At 55.2% G+C, this 17,147-nt stretch carries 14 protein-coding genes; 7 read left to right on the top strand and 7 right to left on the bottom strand.

Going from position 1 to position 17,147, the window contains the following annotated elements; translation table 11 throughout:
- Positions 1-246: 246 nt before the first annotated feature.
- From trkA to hflX, 4 genes are all read left to right on the top strand, one after another.
- A complete protein-coding gene (gene trkA, locus GGR95_RS10565; RefSeq protein ID WP_184565604.1) occupies positions 247-1,623 on the top strand; it encodes a Trk system potassium transporter TrkA in 1,377 nt (458 codons plus the stop codon).
- Between the two features lie 10 nt (positions 1,624-1,633).
- The gene (locus GGR95_RS10560; protein ID WP_425506393.1) at positions 1,634-3,169 is read left to right on the top strand and encodes a TrkH family potassium uptake protein; all 1,536 of its coding nucleotides are present in this window, start codon (positions 1,634-1,636) and stop codon (positions 3,167-3,169) included.
- Between the two features lie 125 nt (positions 3,170-3,294).
- Positions 3,295-3,534, top strand: coding sequence for an RNA chaperone Hfq (gene hfq, locus GGR95_RS10555; RefSeq protein WP_007119530.1), 240 nt, complete (start codon positions 3,295-3,297; stop codon positions 3,532-3,534).
- Entirely contained in the window at positions 3,531-4,829 is a 1,299-nt protein-coding gene (gene hflX / locus GGR95_RS10550; RefSeq protein ID WP_221384837.1) for a GTPase HflX, read from the top strand. The genes hfq and hflX overlap by 4 nt, the downstream gene beginning before the upstream one ends.
- 112 nt (positions 4,830-4,941) lie before the next feature.
- Here the strand turns inward: hflX and GGR95_RS10545 are convergent, their stop codons facing one another.
- Both GGR95_RS10545 and GGR95_RS10540 read right to left on the bottom strand, forming a co-directional pair.
- A complete protein-coding gene (locus tag GGR95_RS10545; protein WP_184565602.1) occupies positions 4,942-5,508 on the bottom strand; it encodes a pseudouridine synthase in 567 nt (188 codons plus the stop codon).
- Positions 5,505-7,973 carry a penicillin acylase family protein gene (locus GGR95_RS10540; protein ID WP_184565600.1) on the bottom strand — a complete coding sequence of 823 codons (2,469 nt, stop codon included), beginning with the start codon at positions 7,971-7,973 and terminating at the stop codon, positions 5,505-5,507. The genes GGR95_RS10545 and GGR95_RS10540 overlap by 4 nt, the downstream gene beginning before the upstream one ends.
- 101 nt (positions 7,974-8,074) lie before the next feature.
- Between GGR95_RS10540 and GGR95_RS10535 the strand changes: the two genes are divergently transcribed.
- Positions 8,075-8,959: an NAD(P)-dependent oxidoreductase gene (locus GGR95_RS10535; protein ID WP_184565597.1), complete on the top strand. Its 885-nt coding sequence runs from the start codon at positions 8,075-8,077 to the stop codon at positions 8,957-8,959.
- A 74-nt stretch (positions 8,960-9,033) separates the two neighbouring features.
- Here the strand turns inward: GGR95_RS10535 and GGR95_RS10530 are convergent, their stop codons facing one another.
- From GGR95_RS10530 to hemB, 3 genes are all read right to left on the bottom strand, one after another.
- Entirely contained in the window at positions 9,034-9,600 is a 567-nt protein-coding gene (locus GGR95_RS10530) for a lipid-binding SYLF domain-containing protein (RefSeq protein ID WP_184565595.1), read from the bottom strand.
- Between the two features lie 129 nt (positions 9,601-9,729).
- Positions 9,730-9,939: a hypothetical protein gene (locus GGR95_RS10525; RefSeq protein ID WP_184565593.1), complete on the bottom strand. Its 210-nt coding sequence runs from the start codon at positions 9,937-9,939 to the stop codon at positions 9,730-9,732.
- Positions 9,936-10,940: a porphobilinogen synthase gene (hemB, locus tag GGR95_RS10520; protein ID WP_184565591.1), complete on the bottom strand. Its 1,005-nt coding sequence runs from the start codon at positions 10,938-10,940 to the stop codon at positions 9,936-9,938. The genes GGR95_RS10525 and hemB overlap by 4 nt, the downstream gene beginning before the upstream one ends.
- A gap of 117 nt (positions 10,941-11,057) precedes the next feature.
- Between hemB and GGR95_RS10515 the strand changes: the two genes are divergently transcribed.
- Positions 11,058-11,600 carry a component of SufBCD complex gene (locus GGR95_RS10515; RefSeq protein ID WP_425506392.1) on the top strand — a complete coding sequence of 181 codons (543 nt, stop codon included), beginning with the start codon at positions 11,058-11,060 and terminating at the stop codon, positions 11,598-11,600.
- A gap of 33 nt (positions 11,601-11,633) precedes the next feature.
- Positions 11,634-15,131: a transcription-repair coupling factor gene (mfd, locus tag GGR95_RS10510; protein WP_184565589.1), complete on the top strand. Its 3,498-nt coding sequence runs from the start codon at positions 11,634-11,636 to the stop codon at positions 15,129-15,131.
- 52 nt (positions 15,132-15,183) lie between these two features.
- Here mfd and GGR95_RS10505 read toward each other — a convergent pair whose 3' ends face one another.
- Both GGR95_RS10505 and GGR95_RS10500 read right to left on the bottom strand, forming a co-directional pair.
- Positions 15,184-16,404 (bottom strand): MFS transporter, encoded by a 1,221-nt coding sequence (locus GGR95_RS10505; RefSeq protein ID WP_343042204.1) that lies wholly within the window; start codon positions 16,402-16,404, stop codon positions 15,184-15,186.
- A 90-nt stretch (positions 16,405-16,494) separates the two neighbouring features.
- Positions 16,495-16,914 (bottom strand): adenylyltransferase/cytidyltransferase family protein, encoded by a 420-nt coding sequence (locus GGR95_RS10500; RefSeq protein ID WP_184565587.1) that lies wholly within the window; start codon positions 16,912-16,914, stop codon positions 16,495-16,497.
- Positions 16,915-17,147: the final 233 nt, after the last annotated feature.

Below are 17,147 nucleotides of genomic sequence, written 5' to 3'. Positions count from 1 at the left end.
GGTCCTATCTATCCAATTTGGGCGGGTACGTAGGACCGGCGCTGGCTAGGAGTGCAGGTCATACATTGGCGCCGCTAGGCGTTTGGGGCAGTTTTGACACAAAAATCGTACCGGCCCACGGTTCACGAACGTTTCTACATTTGAATTGACCCCGCTGGCCCGTTCTGACATTTGTTGCGGCATTCAGGCATGGCCATGTCGGCAGTGTGTTTCGCACTGCCTGACCCAGCAAGGGATCTCCTAATCATGAAAGTTATCATTTGCGGCGCAGGTCAAGTTGGCTGGCAAATCGCACGGCATCTCTCAGGGGAGCGTAACGATGTGACGGTTGTGGATAACAATGCTGACCTTGTGCGCCGCGCCACGGATTCACTGGACGTGCAGGGGGTTGCCGGTTTTGCCAGCTATCCCGATGTATTGGACCGTGCAGGCGCGCGGGATGCGGATATGATCATCGCGGCGACCCATTCGGATGAGGTGAATATGGTCACCTGTCAGGTTGCCCATTCGGTTTTCGGCATCAACCGCAAGATCGCCCGTCTGCGCTCGCAATCCTACCTTGATGCAATTTATTCCGATCTTTATCGCCGTGATCACCTGCCGATTGACGTTGTCATCAGCCCCGAGCGTGAAGTGGCCACTGCCGCTTTACAGCGCCTTGCTGCGCCGGCTGCTTTTGATACCGAAGTTTTCATGGATGGCCATGCCCAATTGCTGGGCATCACCTTGGATGAAGATTGCCCCGTTCTGAACACACCGCTGCGCCAGCTCACCGATTTGTTTTCGACCCTGCGGGCGGTTGTTGTTGGGGTGCGCCGCGAGGGACGTTTGTTTGTTCCCGGGGCCAAAGATCAGCTCTTTAGCAACGATGATTGTTATCTGTTTGTACACCGCGATGATATCTCGCGTGCGATGGAGATATTCGGCAAAAAATCAACCACCCAAGAGCGCGTTGTGCTTGTCGGCGGTGGGAATGTAGGTCTGTCCGTTGCGCTGACCCTTGAGAAACGAGCCAAGCGCGTGCGCGCCAAAGTCATCGAGAAAAGCCGCGTCTGTGCAGAGCGCGCCGCAGAGGCGCTGGAGCGGACCATTGTTTTGAACGGGGACGGGCTGGATGCTGCGCTGCTGGCCGAAGCGGGCATCAACCGTGCTGATGCCATGCTGGCGGTGACCGATGATGACAAAACAAATATGTTGGCCTGTGTGCGTGCCAAAGCGGAAGGTTGTCCTTATGTGATTGCGCTTATCAACGATCCGACATTGGTTCCGTTGATGCAACCGCTCGGCATTGATGCCTATATCAACCCGCGCTCTACCACGGTCAGTTCGATCCTGAGGCACATCCGGCATGGCCGCGTGCGATCCGTTTATTCTATCGGGGATGCCGAAGCGGAAGTGATCGAAGCAGAAGTGCTATCGACATCACCTATCGCAGGTAAAAAGCTGAATGAAATCGATTTCCCCGAAGGGGCATTGCTGGGAGCCGTGCGTAAAGGTGACAAGGTGATCCGCCCGATGGGCGATACACGTATCGAAGAAGGGGATGTGATTGCTGTCTTCGTTCTGACCAAAGATGTTGCACAGCTGGAACAGCTGATGCAGGTTTCAATCGACTTTTTCTAGAAAGCAGCCTGTGTACCGTAACACCAGCATAAGACATAACCTGACCCAGCTGCCGCTGTTTTTGCTGATGTTCGGCGTGGGTGTCTTTTCGATGTTTATTCCTGCTGCTTTTGCATTGGTGGCGGATAAACACAGCGCCAGTCAGGCATTTTTCTATGCAGGTTTACTTGGGACGATCACCTTTTTGCTGATCGGTGTGGCCCATGCGGGCCGTGCACCTAGGCACGGGGCATTGGGGCCGTTGCTATCCCTTTTTTCGGCCTTTGTTTTTCTGCCCGTGGTCTTTGCCATTCCTTTTGTCGAAGCCTTGCCAACTACACGTTTTTTCAACGCCTATTTTGAGATGCTCAGCGCCCTGACAACAACAGGTGCGACTCTGTTCGATAATCCGGTACGGCTGGGACCGTCGTTGCATCTTTGGCGTGCTCAGGTGGGGTGGATGGGCGGATTGCTGATGTGGGTTTCTGCTGTGGCGATCCTTGCACCGCTTAATCTTGGTGGATTTGAGATCACCGCCCAAGCCGAGCCGGGCCGTCAAGGAAACCCGATGCATGCCATGACACGGCTTAGCCCGCGCCAGCGCATAGGCCGCGCCGCTCGCAGCCTTGCGCCGCTTTATATCGGGCTAACTGTTGTTTTGTGGATCCTGCTGATGATCTCTGGGCAGGACGCCTTTAACGCGTGGTGTCATGCTATGTCTGTATTGGCCACATCGGGCATTTCAGCTTTGGGGGCATCAGGTTTTAGCCAGATAGGATTTGTTGGCGAAGTCGTCATGGCCGCCTTTATGTTGCTCGCTCTGTCACGTCTGACTTTCACAAGAGACACGATCATTGCGACCCAAGGTGGCCTGCGTACCGATCCCGAATTTCGCATCGGTTTGGCCATCGTGTTGGTTGTACCGCTGGCTTTGTTCGCCCGTCACTTTCTGGGAGCCATTGATCTGGAAAGCACGTCTACTTTCGGTACCGCACTGCGTGCGCTCTGGGGCGCTGTGTTTACTGTTCTGTCCTTCCTCTCCACCACCGGATTTGTGTCCGGCTATTGGAGCGAGGCCCAAAGCTGGTCGGGGTTGGGCACACCCGGTTTGATCCTGATGGGTCTTTCGGTTATCGGCGGCGGCGTTGCGACCACAGCGGGGGGCGCGAAACTGTTGCGGGTCTATGCCCTGTACCGTAATGGCGTGCGCGAAATGGAAAAGCTGGTGCATCCCAATTCGGTATCAGGGGCAGGGGTGGCGGGCCGCCGTTTGCAATCAGGCGGGGCGTTTATCGCGTGGATATTTTTCATGCTGTTTGCCCTGTCGGTGGCTGCCGTGACGCTGGCCCTGACTTTGGTAGGGGTCACATTCGAAGACGCCATGGTACTGGCCATTGCCACGCTTTCAACCACAGGGCCGTTGACCGTAGTGGGCGGCGAGGCCCCAATTGACTTGCTGGCGCTTAGCGATACAGCCAAAGCGATATTGGCCGCCTCAATGGTTTTAGGACGTCTGGAAACGCTTGCAATCATCGCATTGCTCACACCTGACCTGTGGCGAAGCTGACACGGCGACATGTGCCGCTCACAAATGCTTGAAATTGGGGGTGGAAACTTCCCTAACCGCAATCCATAGTTAGATAACCACCCGCCGATTGCGGCAAACGATAAGAATAAATGGAAGAACAAACTATGGCGTCTGACAGACAAAACCTTCAGGATGCGTTCCTGAACCACGTACGCAAGACCAAAGTACCGGTCACAATTTTCCTGATTAACGGGGTCAAGCTGCAAGGCGTGATCACTTGGTTTGACAATTTTTGTGTTCTGTTGCGCCGCGACGGCCAATCCCAATTGGTCTACAAGCACGCGATTTCCACCATCATGCCAAGCCAGCCAATCAGCTTGTATGAGGGTGAAGACGCTTCTTGAGTAAAACTCAGTTCCAGATAGATGAGACAGATGGCCCCGCGCTGACGCGTGCTTGGGTGCTGCATCCTGATATCAAAAATGACAACAGCCGGCGCACCGCTGGCCCCGCCTTGGCCGAAGCTGTTGCTTTGGCCGAAGCCTTACCAAATTTAGAAGTTGTGGGATCAGGGATTGTGCAACTGCGCACCATCAATGCAGGCCACTTGTTCGGTTCGGGCAAGATCGAAGAAATCCGGCTGATGCTGGAAGAGGCCGAAGTTGAATTGGTGTTGGTCGATGGCCCTGTCAGCCCCGTGCAACAGCGCAACCTTGAGAAAGCCTGGAAGGTCAAACTGCTGGACCGTACCGGCCTGATCCTTGAGATTTTCAGCGACCGTGCCGCCACCCGTGAAGGTGTGCTGCAAGTCGAGATGGCAGCCTTGAATTACCAACGCACACGTCTGGTGCGTGCTTGGACCCACTTGGAGCGCCAGCGGGGCGGGCTTGGTTTTGTTGGTGGTCCGGGTGAAACCCAGATCGAGGCTGACCGCCGTGCCATTGATGATCAATTGGTACGCCTGAAACGCCAGTTGGAAAAAGTGGTGAAAACCCGTGCGCTGCACCGTGCAGCACGGGCAAAAATTCCTTACCCTATTGTGGCGCTCGTGGGTTATACCAACGCGGGGAAATCCACGCTGTTCAATCGCCTGACAGGGGCTGATGTGCTGGTCAAAGACATGCTCTTTGCCACGTTGGACCCGACAATGCGCAGCCTAGAATTGCTGGATGGCCCAGAGATCATCATGAGTGATACGGTTGGTTTCATCTCTGATCTGCCGACAGAACTGGTGGCGGCCTTCCGCGCGACATTGGAAGAAGTACTGGCCGCCGACATCATTTTGCATGTGCGCGACGTCTCTCACGCCGAGACAGAAGAGCAAGCCAAAGATGTGCGCGATATCCTGACATCCCTTGGGGTGCCTGATGATACCCGCTCGTTTGAGGTGTGGAACAAGCTGGATCTGCTGCCACAGGACCGCGCCGATGCCATGCGCGAACGGGCCGCACGCGATGATGGTGTCATTGCTATTTCTGCGATCACGGGCGAAGGTCTGGAGCTATTGCAAACCACTGTTGCAGAGGCGCTTCAGGGTGCTTTGCGCACCACCGATTTGACCCTGACTTTCGCAGAGGGACGCAAGCGGGCGTGGCTTTTTGCGCAAGATATCGTTGTATCAGAAACCCAGACTGAAACGGGATTTGACATCACCGTGCGCTGGCCTGCCGATGTCGAGGCCGCGTATCAGCGTCAATAACACGCACTGGGACTGTTCATGAAAGTGACTGGTTCGTGAAACTGGCAGACGTGTAGTGACAGGCGGGTACAAGAATAATTCAAAGGGGCGCATCATGCGCCCCTTTTTCTGTTCAGGCGCCTGTGGCAGAGGCAAATCGCCATGCGCCGGGGCGCAATTGGTTTAACTGCCAATCGCCCACTTGCGCACGGATCAGCCGTAGGGTGGGTAATTCCACATGCGCCGTCATACGCCGCACCTGACGGTTACGCCCTTCGGAAATGGTGATACGTAGCCACGCGTCGGGCACGGATTTACGAAACCGAACAGGCGGATTACGCGGCCACAGGTCTTCGGGTGGGTCGATTTGTTCTGCGCGGGCAGGGCGTGTTTTCCCGTCTTTCAGCGTCACACCGCGCCGCAATGCCTCAAGCGCTTCCTCCGAGGGAGTGCCCTCAACCTGAACCAGATAGGTTTTTTCCAACTTGTATTTCGGATCGGAAATACGCGCCTGCAAAGGGCCATGATCCGTCAGGACCATCAAGCCTTCGCTGTCACGGTCCAGACGGCCCGCAGGATAGAATCCCTTTTCGTCAATAAACCCTGACAAGGTCGGGCGCGGTGAGCCTTCGGTGCCTTTGTCGGTGAATTGGGACAACACGCCAAAAGGCTTGTTGAACAAGATGACGCGGCCGCTCATTGGGCTTGCGGGATCAAAAGCGTGACCCCCACCGATGCTGCGCGCGCCAGTTCTTGATCCAACGACATTGGAATATACTCACCTCGCCGCCACAACTGCGCCAGATCATCATAGTGACGCGATAGGAAATGGCCGGATTGTCCAGTTGAGCTGACAAAAACAGAACTGTCAGGGTCGGCAAAGTCATAAACACCGCGATACCCTGCACCATGCACGTTCTGGAACGGGTCAGGGCCCGTGCCTTTGGTCCTGCCACGCATCAGTGTGTTATCGCCGCCAGATGTGCTTTGGCGGATGTTGACGAAGTAGCGTAACAACGGGACATCGCCCAAAACTGGATGATCTTGGGTGGCCTGATGCGCATCGCCCCAACGCAGGGTTTCAAGGCCTGATCCGTATTTCTGGCTGATTTCCAACAAGGCATCATCCAGCGCCAGACGGGCCATATCTGCGCATGTTTCTATAGGTGCTGACTGAAACACATCACACCACGCACTGGCACCTTCGACATCGCGGAAAACGCGTTCAATGAACAGCGGTTCAACTTGTGTGAACTCTTCGGCCAAGGGGCCAAGTTCGTCTTGGATCAGGCGGGATTGCAAGGCACGTATCCATGAGGCGTAGATCAACGGCTCTGGCAGGTGTTCGTTCATTTCGCCAGACCAGCCCGCCAGCAGCTCAAGCGCCTGTTGGCGTAGCGCTTCAGGGGTGTTAGCTGGCGCAGCTTCACCTGTGAACCACAGCTCTGCTCCCACCAAGGGCAGTAAGGAGCGCGCAGTAAAGCTCACCGTGTCCAGTTGCGCTTCGATGAAGCTATCGCGCGTGTGGACTTGCCTGCTTTGCATCAGGCGCTGCCACCGTTGAACACGCTGGGTATCGCCCCATTCAAAAGAAATATGGTTGGGAAAGGGGCGGTCAATCATTTTGTTATTGGTGTTGCCAAGGATGCCACCAGCAGGTGCGACAAAGCCAGGATTGGAGGAATAAGGCAGCATGCCTTGCCAACGGTTTGTCTGAATCCATCCGGGGCTAGGCAGGCGGCCTTGGCTTTGGTGTTTCGGATCACGTTTCGGCGCAGCGCCAATGGTTTTCATGGCAATGTTTTGACGGTCCACCAATGTCAGGTTTTGTGAGGGGGCGATGAAAAGGGATGTCGCCTCGATCCCTGCCGCAACGGTTTTGGCATTCATCAAGTCGATAGCGGCTTGCATGGTCGTGTCGCGTTGGCTCAGCACGGTCCAGTTGACAGCCGCAACCGTGCCCGGTGGCGTGATCGATGCAAGGTTGTAGTGACTGCCGGGCAAGACCGGGCCGTTATCAGTCCAACGCAGGGTAAGCGTGACAGGATCTTGATCTTTTACGGTGATGATCGACGCGCGTGTGCGGAACTTTTTAAACCCGTCAGGCGTGCGGTATTCTTCTCGGTTTGCGGGGTTCAGCTCTTCAATATAAACGTCCTGATCATCCAGATAAGAAGAGGTTATCCCCCAGCCCAGATCATTGGATCGACCACTCAGGATCGCGGGCACACCGGGGATTGTGGCACCGATAACGCCGCCAGCCTCCAGTTCAAGTCGCGCCAGATACCAGATTGTGGGCGCGGTGAAGCTCAGATGTGGATCATTCGCCAGCAAAGTACCGCCCGACGCGGAACGCGAGGGCGCGGCTGCCCAAGCATTAGACGCACCCGCAAAGGCGATGCGTTTAAAGGGGGAAAGCGGATGGGATGTGTAAGGTTCGGTTTGGGCAAACTTCGGCACATCTGGGAAAAGTGCGGCATATCGGGGCAGGGCCGCCACACCTGTTCCGGGGGCATCGGGCAGAATATCACGTAGACGGTCCGCATCAGGCAAGGCCAGCGAGGTCCGCGCACGGATCACTTCTGCATCAAGGTGCCCAGACATTTGCATGGCCATCAGTTTGACGATGGCAATACTATCGGCGGGACGCCACGGTGCCATGGGCGCGTTGAACAGGAACATTTCCGGCGCGCCGCGCCCCAAGGCCTCCGAATTGATCTGATCCAACCGCGCATTCACGCCTGCCGCATAAGAGGTCAAAGCCAGTTGCGTATTTTCGTCCAGTGCCTCGAATGACGCAACAGACAGCGCGTAGATATCAAACCGCCGCATCAATTTATCCACGTCCAACGTCTGGGCACCAAATACCTCCGATAAACGCCCCTGTGCCGTGCGGCGCAACGTGGTCATCTGCCACAGGCGGTCCTGTGCATGGGCAAACCCAAGCCCAAAGAACACGTCCTCGTCTTTGGTGCCTAGAATATGGGGGACATTGGCATTGTCGCGGACAATCTCAACCGGACGTTTAAGGTTCGGCACAACGACGTCGGCGTTGTAATCGGGCAGGGAACGGGATGCGAGCCAATAGACACTACCCACAACCAGCACGGATAACACCAGCATGGCCCCTGCCAGACGGACAAGCCAACGAAATAACAAAGCCATGCAACACCTCTTATAAAAGACCTGAACCCGCATTTGACCCTGCGGGCCATGGTGTTAGGTTTGCCAAAGCAATAGCGCAACTTTGAAGCAAGGAAAAGCAGATGCAAAAGCAAGGTACCAAGCTGGCATTTTTAGGTTTGGGCGTAATGGGGGCGCCGATGGCGGGCCATTTGCAAAAAGCGGGTCATGATGTGACCGTGTACAACCGCACAGCCACCAAAGCAGCGGATTGGGCAGACACATATGGCGGTAGCCATGCCGCGACCCCGCGCGAAGCTGCAACAGGCGCTGACTTTGTGTTTGCCTGCGTCGGAAATGATGATGATTTGCGGTCTGTCACGCTGGGCAATGACGGTGCGTTTGCAGGTATGTCAGCAGGCGCGGTCTTTGTGGATCACACCACAGTTTCAGCCGCCGTCACCCGAGAACTTGCAGCTGCCGCAGGTGCAGCGCAAATCAGCTTTGTTGATGCGCCAATTTCGGGCGGTCAAGCGGGGGCAGAAAACGGCCAGCTGTCCATTATGTGTGGCGGCGATGGAGGCGCGTTTGCCCGTGCTTTGCCTGTGATGGAGATTTATTCAAAGATTTGCCGCCGGATCGGTGACAGCGGTGCAGGCCAGATGACCAAGATGTGCAATCAGATTGCCATTGCGGGTGTGGTGCAAGGTCTATCGGAGGCGCTGCATTTCGCGGAAAAGGCGGGGCTTGATGGCCGTGCCGTTGTTGAGGTCATCTCTCAGGGGGCCGCGGGAAGTTGGCAAATGGCGAACCGCTATGAAACCATGCTGGATGATGAATTTGAACACGGGTTTGCCGTGGATTGGATGCGCAAGGATTTGGGTATTTGTCTGGACACCAGCGATGAAATCGGCGCGAGCCTGCCGCTGACGGCATTGGTCGATCAATTCTATAAGGATGTGCAAAAATTGGGCGGCGGACGTTGGGACACGTCTAGCCTGATCCAGCGCTTGCGTAAAATGGGCTAAATCTTACCGCAGATGTTATTTATATCAACACGTTGCGGCGCAATCTTAAACCTGCGCCGCAACATCATTCGCGTTTAGGGAATGATCCGCGTATATTTGCTACCCTCAAGTGTCGCGCCAAGGCGCAGACCGGCGCGGCCAAACACAACCGCCAGTACAGGCGAAAGGGCCGTTGTGGTGTCGGCGTTGACGCTATCACCGTTGTCAGAAATCACATATTCAATGTTGGCCCCTGCGGCCCAACCCGGAGAGCGGCGGAAAGATTCTAGTGAACTTGGGGTCATGAAAAACAAGACATGTGCATATTGCTGTGCCCCGATTTGCAAGCCGCCGGATGCTTTGGTCACCGAGTAATAATCAACGGTCGTGTCATTCACCCGCAGCGCTCCGCGGCCAAATGCCCCCCCCAAGCCAAGCCCTGCTTCGGTCACCAATGGCATGACCAACATGCCGTTTGATTTTTCAGCCAAGACGCGTGTGTTGGGGAAGGTGCGGTACATTTCCGATAGTGTGGCGTTGACGCGGGCATCAATGGTGCCAGATCCTCTGGACCCGACGCCATTACCGCACGCTGCCAATGCGCTAGTGCCAGCAACCGCGCCCAACGCAAATGCGCGGCGTGTAAGAAGTGAATGTGTCATGTGTTTTGCCTGTAAATTATGTCACTGCTTTTTGTGCTGGTATCGTCCAGCTTGGGTGCAACCTATGCGAATTCTTGAGCATTGTCATGGGTTTTCGACCTATTGGCGAAAACATGCTGTGAATATACTTCAGTCTTGAGTTTCTGGGGCTTGAGAGTCTGGGGAGATAACGCAAATGGAATACCCGCCGGGATTGCGCCCGCCGCCGAGATCAAGACAGGTATCTTCATAGCGATTTGCCTCAAACACACGTCCCAACCAAAAGCTGACAGCCAGCAATATGAAAAGGACCGGTAGCGCAACAACGCTGATCAGGACAGCTCCATGCGGCGTGTTCATGGCTGCGCTTTCAACAGGCGCGCAGCCGCAGGTGCAAAATAAGTCAGGATGCCGTCACAGCCTGCACGTTTAAAGGCCATCAGGCTTTCCATCATCACGCGTTCCTCATCAATCATGCCAGCAGTAGAGGCAGCTTTGATCATGCTGTATTCACCCGACACCTGATAGGCGAAGGTTGGTGCGCCAAAAGCGTCTTTGACGCGGCGGCAAATGTCCAGATAGGGCAAGCCAGGTTTAACCATGACCATATCGGCCCCTTCGGACAGATCACGCGCCGCAAGGCGCAGCGCTTCATCGCTGTTTGCGGGGTCCATTTGATATGTCTTTTTATCGCCCGTCAGCGCGCCGGATGCGCCCACCGCATCGCGGAAAGGACCATAAAACGCACTGGCGTATTTCGCTGCATAGCTGAGTATCATCACATTCTGGTGGCCCTCGGCCTCTAGCGCCGCGCGGATAGCCCCGATGCGGCCGTCCATCATATCTGACGGGCCAATAATATCAGCGCCAGCGCGGGCTTGTTCCAGCGCCATTTTCACCAGCGCGGTAACGGTGGTGTCATTGATGATTTCACCGTCCACAACAAACCCGTCATGGCCATTGATGTTGTAGGTATCCAGCGCAACGTCTGTCATGATCACCATGTCAGGAACCGCCGCTTTTATCGCACGAATGGCGCGGTTGACGTGGTTGTCAGGGTCCCATGCCCCTGCGCAATCTTCCGTTCGTTCCTCAATCCCTGTATAGGGAAAGAGGCAGATCGCCCCGATGCCCAAATCATGTGCTTCAATCGCCGCATCCACGATTTTGTCAACCGAGCGACGCGCGACACCGGGCATGGAGGGGATATCCTCAACAATACCCTCGCCTGAACGCACAAAAATTGGCCAAATAAAATCTGCCGCCGAAAGGTAATTTTCACGCACCAAACCCCGAATGCCTGCGTTTTGACGGACACGGCGTAAACGGGTTGCTGGGAAGGGAGCATGTATCGGGGTCATAAGGGGCATCCTCTGGAAATCGGTTGACTAAATGCTGTCACGATTTTTTACCAGCCTCAAGAGGTACTCTGGGGGTAGGAATTGTTCGTTGCGCCAGCTATGAGACAGTGAACAGACATGACAGGTTTTGATTTGGACTGGTATCAGACACTTTTTGAATTTATCGACATGCGCTCTTTTTCGAACCTGTGGTTCTGGATCGCATTGGCGGTCGTATGGTCCACGACCAGCCACTATGGTTTGGGTGTTCCCTTTGATATGGTGCTGCGCGCCAAACGTCAGGGCGGCCAAGCCGAGACCGATTTAGAAGACCTTGTGCGTATCAACACCAATCGTTTGCTTTTTATCACCCAAATGTCGGGCCTTTGGATTGCGGGATTTGCGTGTTTCTTTCTCACAATGCTATCCCTGTTGGGTTTTGTTTATGGCGTCGAGTTTGCCCAAGCCTTGATCCTTTTAGGTTTTCCTCTTTCATTGGTCGGGATGCTGTCCATTTCTACGGCACGTCTGATACAAGAAGAAGATGCACGCGGCGAGACACTGCGCAAACGGCTCATGCGGCACCGGATCTATACACAGATCATTGGAATGATTTCCATATTTATCACCGCGCTTTGGGGCATGTACCAAAACCTCAGCGTTGGCCCTCTTGCGGGTTAACAACTGCGCCCTTTGCGGCAGAACACATCGTCTATGAAACCCACTACACACATCACGCTTTCTGGTGCGCCCGAAGGGTTTGACGCCAAACTGTTGCTGGACGAGGTCGCCAAATCAGGATCGCCCTTGATCCATGTTGCGCGTGACGACAAACGCATGACCGCGATGCGCGAGGCGCTGCGCTTTTTCGCGCCGGACATGCCCGTGATCACCTTTCCGGGTTGGGACTGTCTGCCGTATGACCGTGTGTCGCCCAATGCCGATATCTCGGCGCAGCGCATGGCGACATTGGCGGGGCTGGTGCATGAGATGCCAGCGCAGTTCATTTTACTGACAACACTGGGCGCTGCCACGCAGCGTGTGCCGTCGCGTGACGTGCTGCGTACCGCTGCATGGAGCGCATCCGTCGGTGGGCGTGTGGATGAAAAGGCGTTGCGTCAATTTCTGGTGCGTATGGGCTTTGTGCAAAGCCCGACTGTGATGGAGCCGGGTGATTACGCCGTGCGCGGCGGCATCATTGATATCTATCCCCCCGGTGATATGGGGCCAGTGCGTCTGGATCTGTTTGGCGATGTGTTGGACGGCGCACGCCGCTTTGATCCCGCCACCCAGCGAACCACCGAGAAGCTGGACCTTGTTGAGCTTGCGCCTGTTTCCGAAGTGATCCTTGATGAGGCAGCGATCACGCGGTTTCGTCAGAACTATCGCATAGAATTTGGCGCTGCGGGAACGGATGATCCGCTGTACGAGGCCATTAGTGCGGGGCGCAAACACCAAGGGGCCGAACATTGGCTGGCGTTTTACTATGATGATCTGGAAACGCTGTTTGATTATCTGCCAAAGGCCACTGTCACGTTGGATGACCAGTTCACACCAACACGGCTGGCCCGTTGGGACAGTGTTGCGGATCAATATGAAACCCGCAAAATAGCAATGGCCACACGCAGCAAGATGGACAGCGTTTATAAACCTGCGCCTGCAACGGGTCTGTATCTGGATGATGCCGCGTGGGAAGCAGCCATTGGTGACAGACGTGTCTTGCAATTGGGACCTCTGCCACAGCCGACGGGGATGGGTGTTGTAGACGCGTCAGGCCGCATCGGGCGTAATTTCTCACCTGAGCGACAGCAGGAATCTGTCAGCCTTTTCGGGGCCTTGGCTGCGCATATTAAAACGAAACTTCAAGACGGTCCTGTCCTGATCGCCAGCTACTCTGAGGGTGCGCGTGAACGCCTGACGGGACTGATTGAAGAAGAAGGACTGGCCGAAGCGATCCCCGTGCCAAATGCCACACGCATCGGCAAAAGCGGGCTGCATCTGGCGGTTTGGGCGCTGGAACACGGGTTTGAGGCACCTTGGACCATTGGCAATAGCAAGAGCCACATTACCGTTATTTCAGAACAGGACGTGTTAGGTGACCGCCTGATCCGCCGCCCGAAACGCAAACGCCGCGCCGAGAACTTCCTCTCCGAAGTCCAAAGCCTCACGCCGAACGATCTGGTGGTGCATGTGGATCACGGCATTGGCCGTTATCTGGGTATGGAAGTGGTAACCGCTGCGGCGGCAGCGCATGAATGTCTGGTGTTGGAATATGCCGAGACTTCGAAACTCTATCTGCCCGTTGAAAACATCGAGCTGCTAAGCAAATACGGCCATGAAGAGGGGCTGTTGGACCGTCTGGGCGGTGGTGCATGGCAGTCTAAGAAAGCGAAGCTCAAAGAACGCATCCGCGAAATGGCGGATAAGCTGATACGCATTGCAGCGGAACGTGCCTTGCGCAAAGCGCCCGTCATGGAACCACCCGCTGGCATGTGGGATGCTTTTGCAGCGCGTTTCCCGTATCAGGAAACCGATGACCAGCTCAGCGCGATTGGCGATGTGATCGACGATCTGACATCCGGCAGCCCAATGGACCGTCTGGTGGTGGGCGATGTTGGCTTTGGTAAAACCGAGGTTGCCATGCGTGCGGCCTTTGTGGCGGCGATGTCGGGCTCCCAAGTCGCGGTGATTGCGCCAACCACATTGCTGGCCCGTCAGCACTTTAAATCCTTTGCAGAGCGGTTTCGCGGCTTCCCGATTGAAGTGCGCCAACTGAGCCGTTTTGTCAGCGCCAAAGACGCCGCAGCCACCCGTGACGGAATGGCAAAGGGCACTGTGGATATCGTGATCGGCACCCATGCATTGCTGGCAAAAACCATTAAGTTTCGCGATCTGGGCCTGCTGGTGATTGATGAGGAGCAACACTTTGGCGTGGGTCACAAAGAGCGCCTCAAAGCCATGCGCACCGATGTGCATGTGCTGACGCTAACCGCCACGCCGATCCCGCGCACCTTGCAGCTATCGCTGACAGGCGTCCGCGATCTGAGCATCATCGGCACACCGCCTGTGGACCGCCTGAGCATCCGCACCTATGTGAGCGAATTTGATAAAATCACCCTGCGCGAAGCCTTGCTGCGCGAACGCTATCGCGGCGGGCAATCTTTCTACGTTGTTCCGCGCATCAGTGATCTGCCCGAGATTGAGGCATTCCTAAAGGAACAACTGCCCGAACTGACCTATGTTGTCGCCCATGGCCAAATGGCTGCGGGTGAGTTGGATGACAGGATGAATGCCTTTTACGATGGCAGTTACGACATTTTGTTGGCGACAACGATTGTAGAGAGCGGTCTGGATATCCCGACGGCGAACACGATGATCATCCACCGCGCCGATATGTTTGGTCTGGCGCAACTGTATCAGATCAGGGGCCGTGTGGGCCGTTCCAAAACCCGCGCCTATGCCTATCTGACCACCAAGCCGCGTGAGAAACTGACCTCAACCGCTGAAAAGCGTCTGCGTGTGATTGGATCGCTTGATACTTTGGGAGCGGGTTTCACGTTGGCGTCACAGGATATGGATATTCGCGGGGCTGGTAATCTGCTGGGCGAAGAACAATCAGGCCAGATGCGCGATGTTGGGTTTGAGCTTTATCAATCCATGTTGGAAGACGCGATTGCCAAAATTCGCACAGGCGAACTGGAAGGCATTGTGGATGATGACGACGGCCAATGGGCACCGCAAATCAATCTGGGTGTGCCCGTGCTGATCCCCGAAAAATTCGTACCTGATCTGGACGTGCGTCTGGGCCTATACCGCCGCTTGTCCGAACTGACGACCAAGGTTGAATTGGAAGGCTTTGCCGCCGAGTTGATCGACCGTTTTGGCAAGCTGCCGCGCGAAGTGAACACGCTGATGCTGGTGATACGGATCAAGGCCATGTGTAAACGGGCAGGGATCGCCAAGCTGGATGCGGGGCCAAAGGGCGCGACAATCCAATTCCACAACAATAAATTCGCCTCTCCCGAAGGGCTGGTACAATTTATTCAGGATCAGCGCGGATTGGCCAAGGTCAAAGACAATAAGGTCGTTGTACAGCGCGATTGGAAAACCGACGCTGACAAGATCAAAGGCGGGTTTGCCATTGCCCGTGATCTGGCCGAACATGTTGTGGCGAAACAAAAAGCCGCAAAAAAGGCCAAAGCGGCCTCTTGATTACCCTACACCACCGCAAATCAGTGGTGTAGGGGCCGCAAACAGCGTTGATTTATGCTTCGGGTTCAGGGCGCAATCGGCGCCCCATCATCATCATTCCCCCAAAGGAAACCAGGGCGAGGAAAAACACCGAGACGATTAACAACGTCTCGCTGCCCTTGAACATCAAACCAATAGGGCCGGAAATCAAAACGCCCCCGACCGTCGCAAATGCACCGATCACAGAGGAAGCCATGCCTGCAATATGGCCCAAAGGCTCCATCGCCAAAGCATTCAAGTTGCCCAAGGTCAGGCCCGCTTGGAAGAAGATATAGGTCTGCCATGCGACAAAGAAGTAGAACCCATATGTGCCGCCACTCAGGTCAAAGATCAGGAAGATTGCAGACAGAAGTACCTGAACGGCAAGGGCAAGCGTGATCATCCGGAACATGCCGATACGCACAACCAAAAGGGCGTTCAACATGCTGGCACTGGCGGAAATCAAGGCAACCACAAAGAACCAATAGGGGAATTCAGTGCCGCGATCATAAGCGATATCATAGATGGGTTGGACAAGCATCAGTGTTGAGAAAAGCATCCCAACCACCAGTGTTTGCACGATGATAGACACGCGCACCACACGGTGCGCCGCGATTTCTTTTAATGCGTCCAGCATAAGGGGCAAGCGCATCGGGCGTCTGGCTTCTTTGGGCAGGGTTTCTGGCAGGCGGATCCCCATCCACACGCAAAGCAGGACGATAAACAGAATGAAAGCGACAAAGATGCCGCGCCAACTGCTGAAGTGGATAATGAACGTGCCCAACAATGGGGCAACAGCAGGCACCAGCGAAAAGACGAGCATTACAATCGAAGCAATCTGCGCCATTTGACGGCCCGCATATCTGTCACGCACCACAGCCAATGCAACAACACGTGGTCCCGCAGCGCCTAATCCCTGCAAAATACGGCCCAGCAGAACCATTTCAAACGATGTGCTGACCACAACCAGCCCAGCCCCGAAGGCATAAAGTACGCTCGCGCCAAGAATGACCTGTTTGCGCCCGAAAGCGTCAGACAAGGGGCCCGCAAAAAACGTGCCGACACCCAGCCCCAGCAGAAACAAGCTTAGGATCAGCGGCGCTTTGTTAGGCGCATCCGGAGATAGTTCTACGCCGATTTGGGGCAGGGCGGGTAACATGGCATCAATGGAAAACGCCACTGCTGCCATCATCATGGCCATGAGCGCTACAAATTCGGCGCGGCTCATGGGGAAATTATCGGTTTGAGAGGTCAAAGCCTGCTCCCTGCATAAGTGATTGGGATACTTACGGCGTGGGTAGATGCTGGCTTTGGTATTGGCAATGGGAAAGCACAGGTTCGCGGGTTAGCCCGCTGCGACTGCACGTAATTTGGTCTGCGGCATTGCGTGGAAGGGACGGCGTTGGCCAATCATCTCATCGCGCGGCACATAAACGACTTGGGTGATGTCCTCCAGATGATCGAACTGGCCTTTCCACTCGTCGCCCATCGCAAAAACAGAGATGTTGTAGTTGATGATGTCGGTGTATTTCTGCTCCATGTCTTGTTCGGCAATGACACGGCTGACAAAGCGGCAGCTTTCCAATGTCAAACGGCGCTGCGCATAAGAGGTGACAGCAGGCACGCCCATCCGTTCGTTATAGGCATCAGTTGAACACCCAACGATCAGTTCACTGCCCATCATGGAAAGCCGCTGCAACAAACGCGCATGTCCCTGATGGAACAGATCGAACGAGCCATAGGTTAGCACGATACGCGACGACATGGAGGTTATCATTCAAATTGCCCTTTTCACTGCCCTACCTCTGCGCCAAAGCGCGCACAGTTGTGCGAATACGGAAAATCCGAAATCTCAATAAAAAGGGAATCGTCCAAATGGGACGTTATCCAGTTCACTGCCTACACACCTGCTCAAAGGTATTATTTTTATTAGATGAGACTTTTGTCTCTTATGGTCGAATCTAGGCCACAGCCGCGCCGCCGCCTAGTAGTTTTTAC

Source organism: Sulfitobacter undariae (genome assembly GCF_014196805.1).
GTDB lineage: Bacteria > Pseudomonadota > Alphaproteobacteria > Rhodobacterales > Rhodobacteraceae > Sulfitobacter > Sulfitobacter undariae.
This window is presented reverse-complemented; position numbering and strand designations above follow the sequence as displayed.

What these genes read in the sequence shown, in the direction of transcription:
- trkA (WP_184565604.1), top strand. Translation starts at nt 247, where the DNA reads ATGAAAGTTATCATTTGCGGCGCAGGTCAAGTTGGCTGGCAAATCGCA.
- hfq (WP_007119530.1), top strand. Translation starts at nt 3,295, where the DNA reads ATGGCGTCTGACAGACAAAACCTTCAGGATGCGTTCCTGAACCACGTA.
- GGR95_RS10545 (WP_184565602.1), bottom strand. Translation starts at nt 5,508, where the DNA reads ATGAGCGGCCGCGTCATCTTGTTCAACAAGCCTTTTGGCGTGTTGTCC.
- GGR95_RS10540 (WP_184565600.1), bottom strand. Translation starts at nt 7,973, where the DNA reads ATGGCTTTGTTATTTCGTTGGCTTGTCCGTCTGGCAGGGGCCATGCTG.
- GGR95_RS10535 (WP_184565597.1), top strand. Translation starts at nt 8,075, where the DNA reads ATGCAAAAGCAAGGTACCAAGCTGGCATTTTTAGGTTTGGGCGTAATG.
- GGR95_RS10530 (WP_184565595.1), bottom strand. Translation starts at nt 9,600, where the DNA reads ATGACACATTCACTTCTTACACGCCGCGCATTTGCGTTGGGCGCGGTT.
- GGR95_RS10525 (WP_184565593.1), bottom strand. Translation starts at nt 9,939, where the DNA reads ATGAACACGCCGCATGGAGCTGTCCTGATCAGCGTTGTTGCGCTACCG.
- hemB (WP_184565591.1), bottom strand. Translation starts at nt 10,940, where the DNA reads ATGACCCCGATACATGCTCCCTTCCCAGCAACCCGTTTACGCCGTGTC.
- GGR95_RS10515 (WP_425506392.1), top strand. Translation starts at nt 11,058, where the DNA reads ATGACAGGTTTTGATTTGGACTGGTATCAGACACTTTTTGAATTTATC.
- mfd (WP_184565589.1), top strand. Translation starts at nt 11,634, where the DNA reads ATGAAACCCACTACACACATCACGCTTTCTGGTGCGCCCGAAGGGTTT.
- GGR95_RS10500 (WP_184565587.1), bottom strand. Translation starts at nt 16,914, where the DNA reads ATGTCGTCGCGTATCGTGCTAACCTATGGCTCGTTCGATCTGTTCCAT.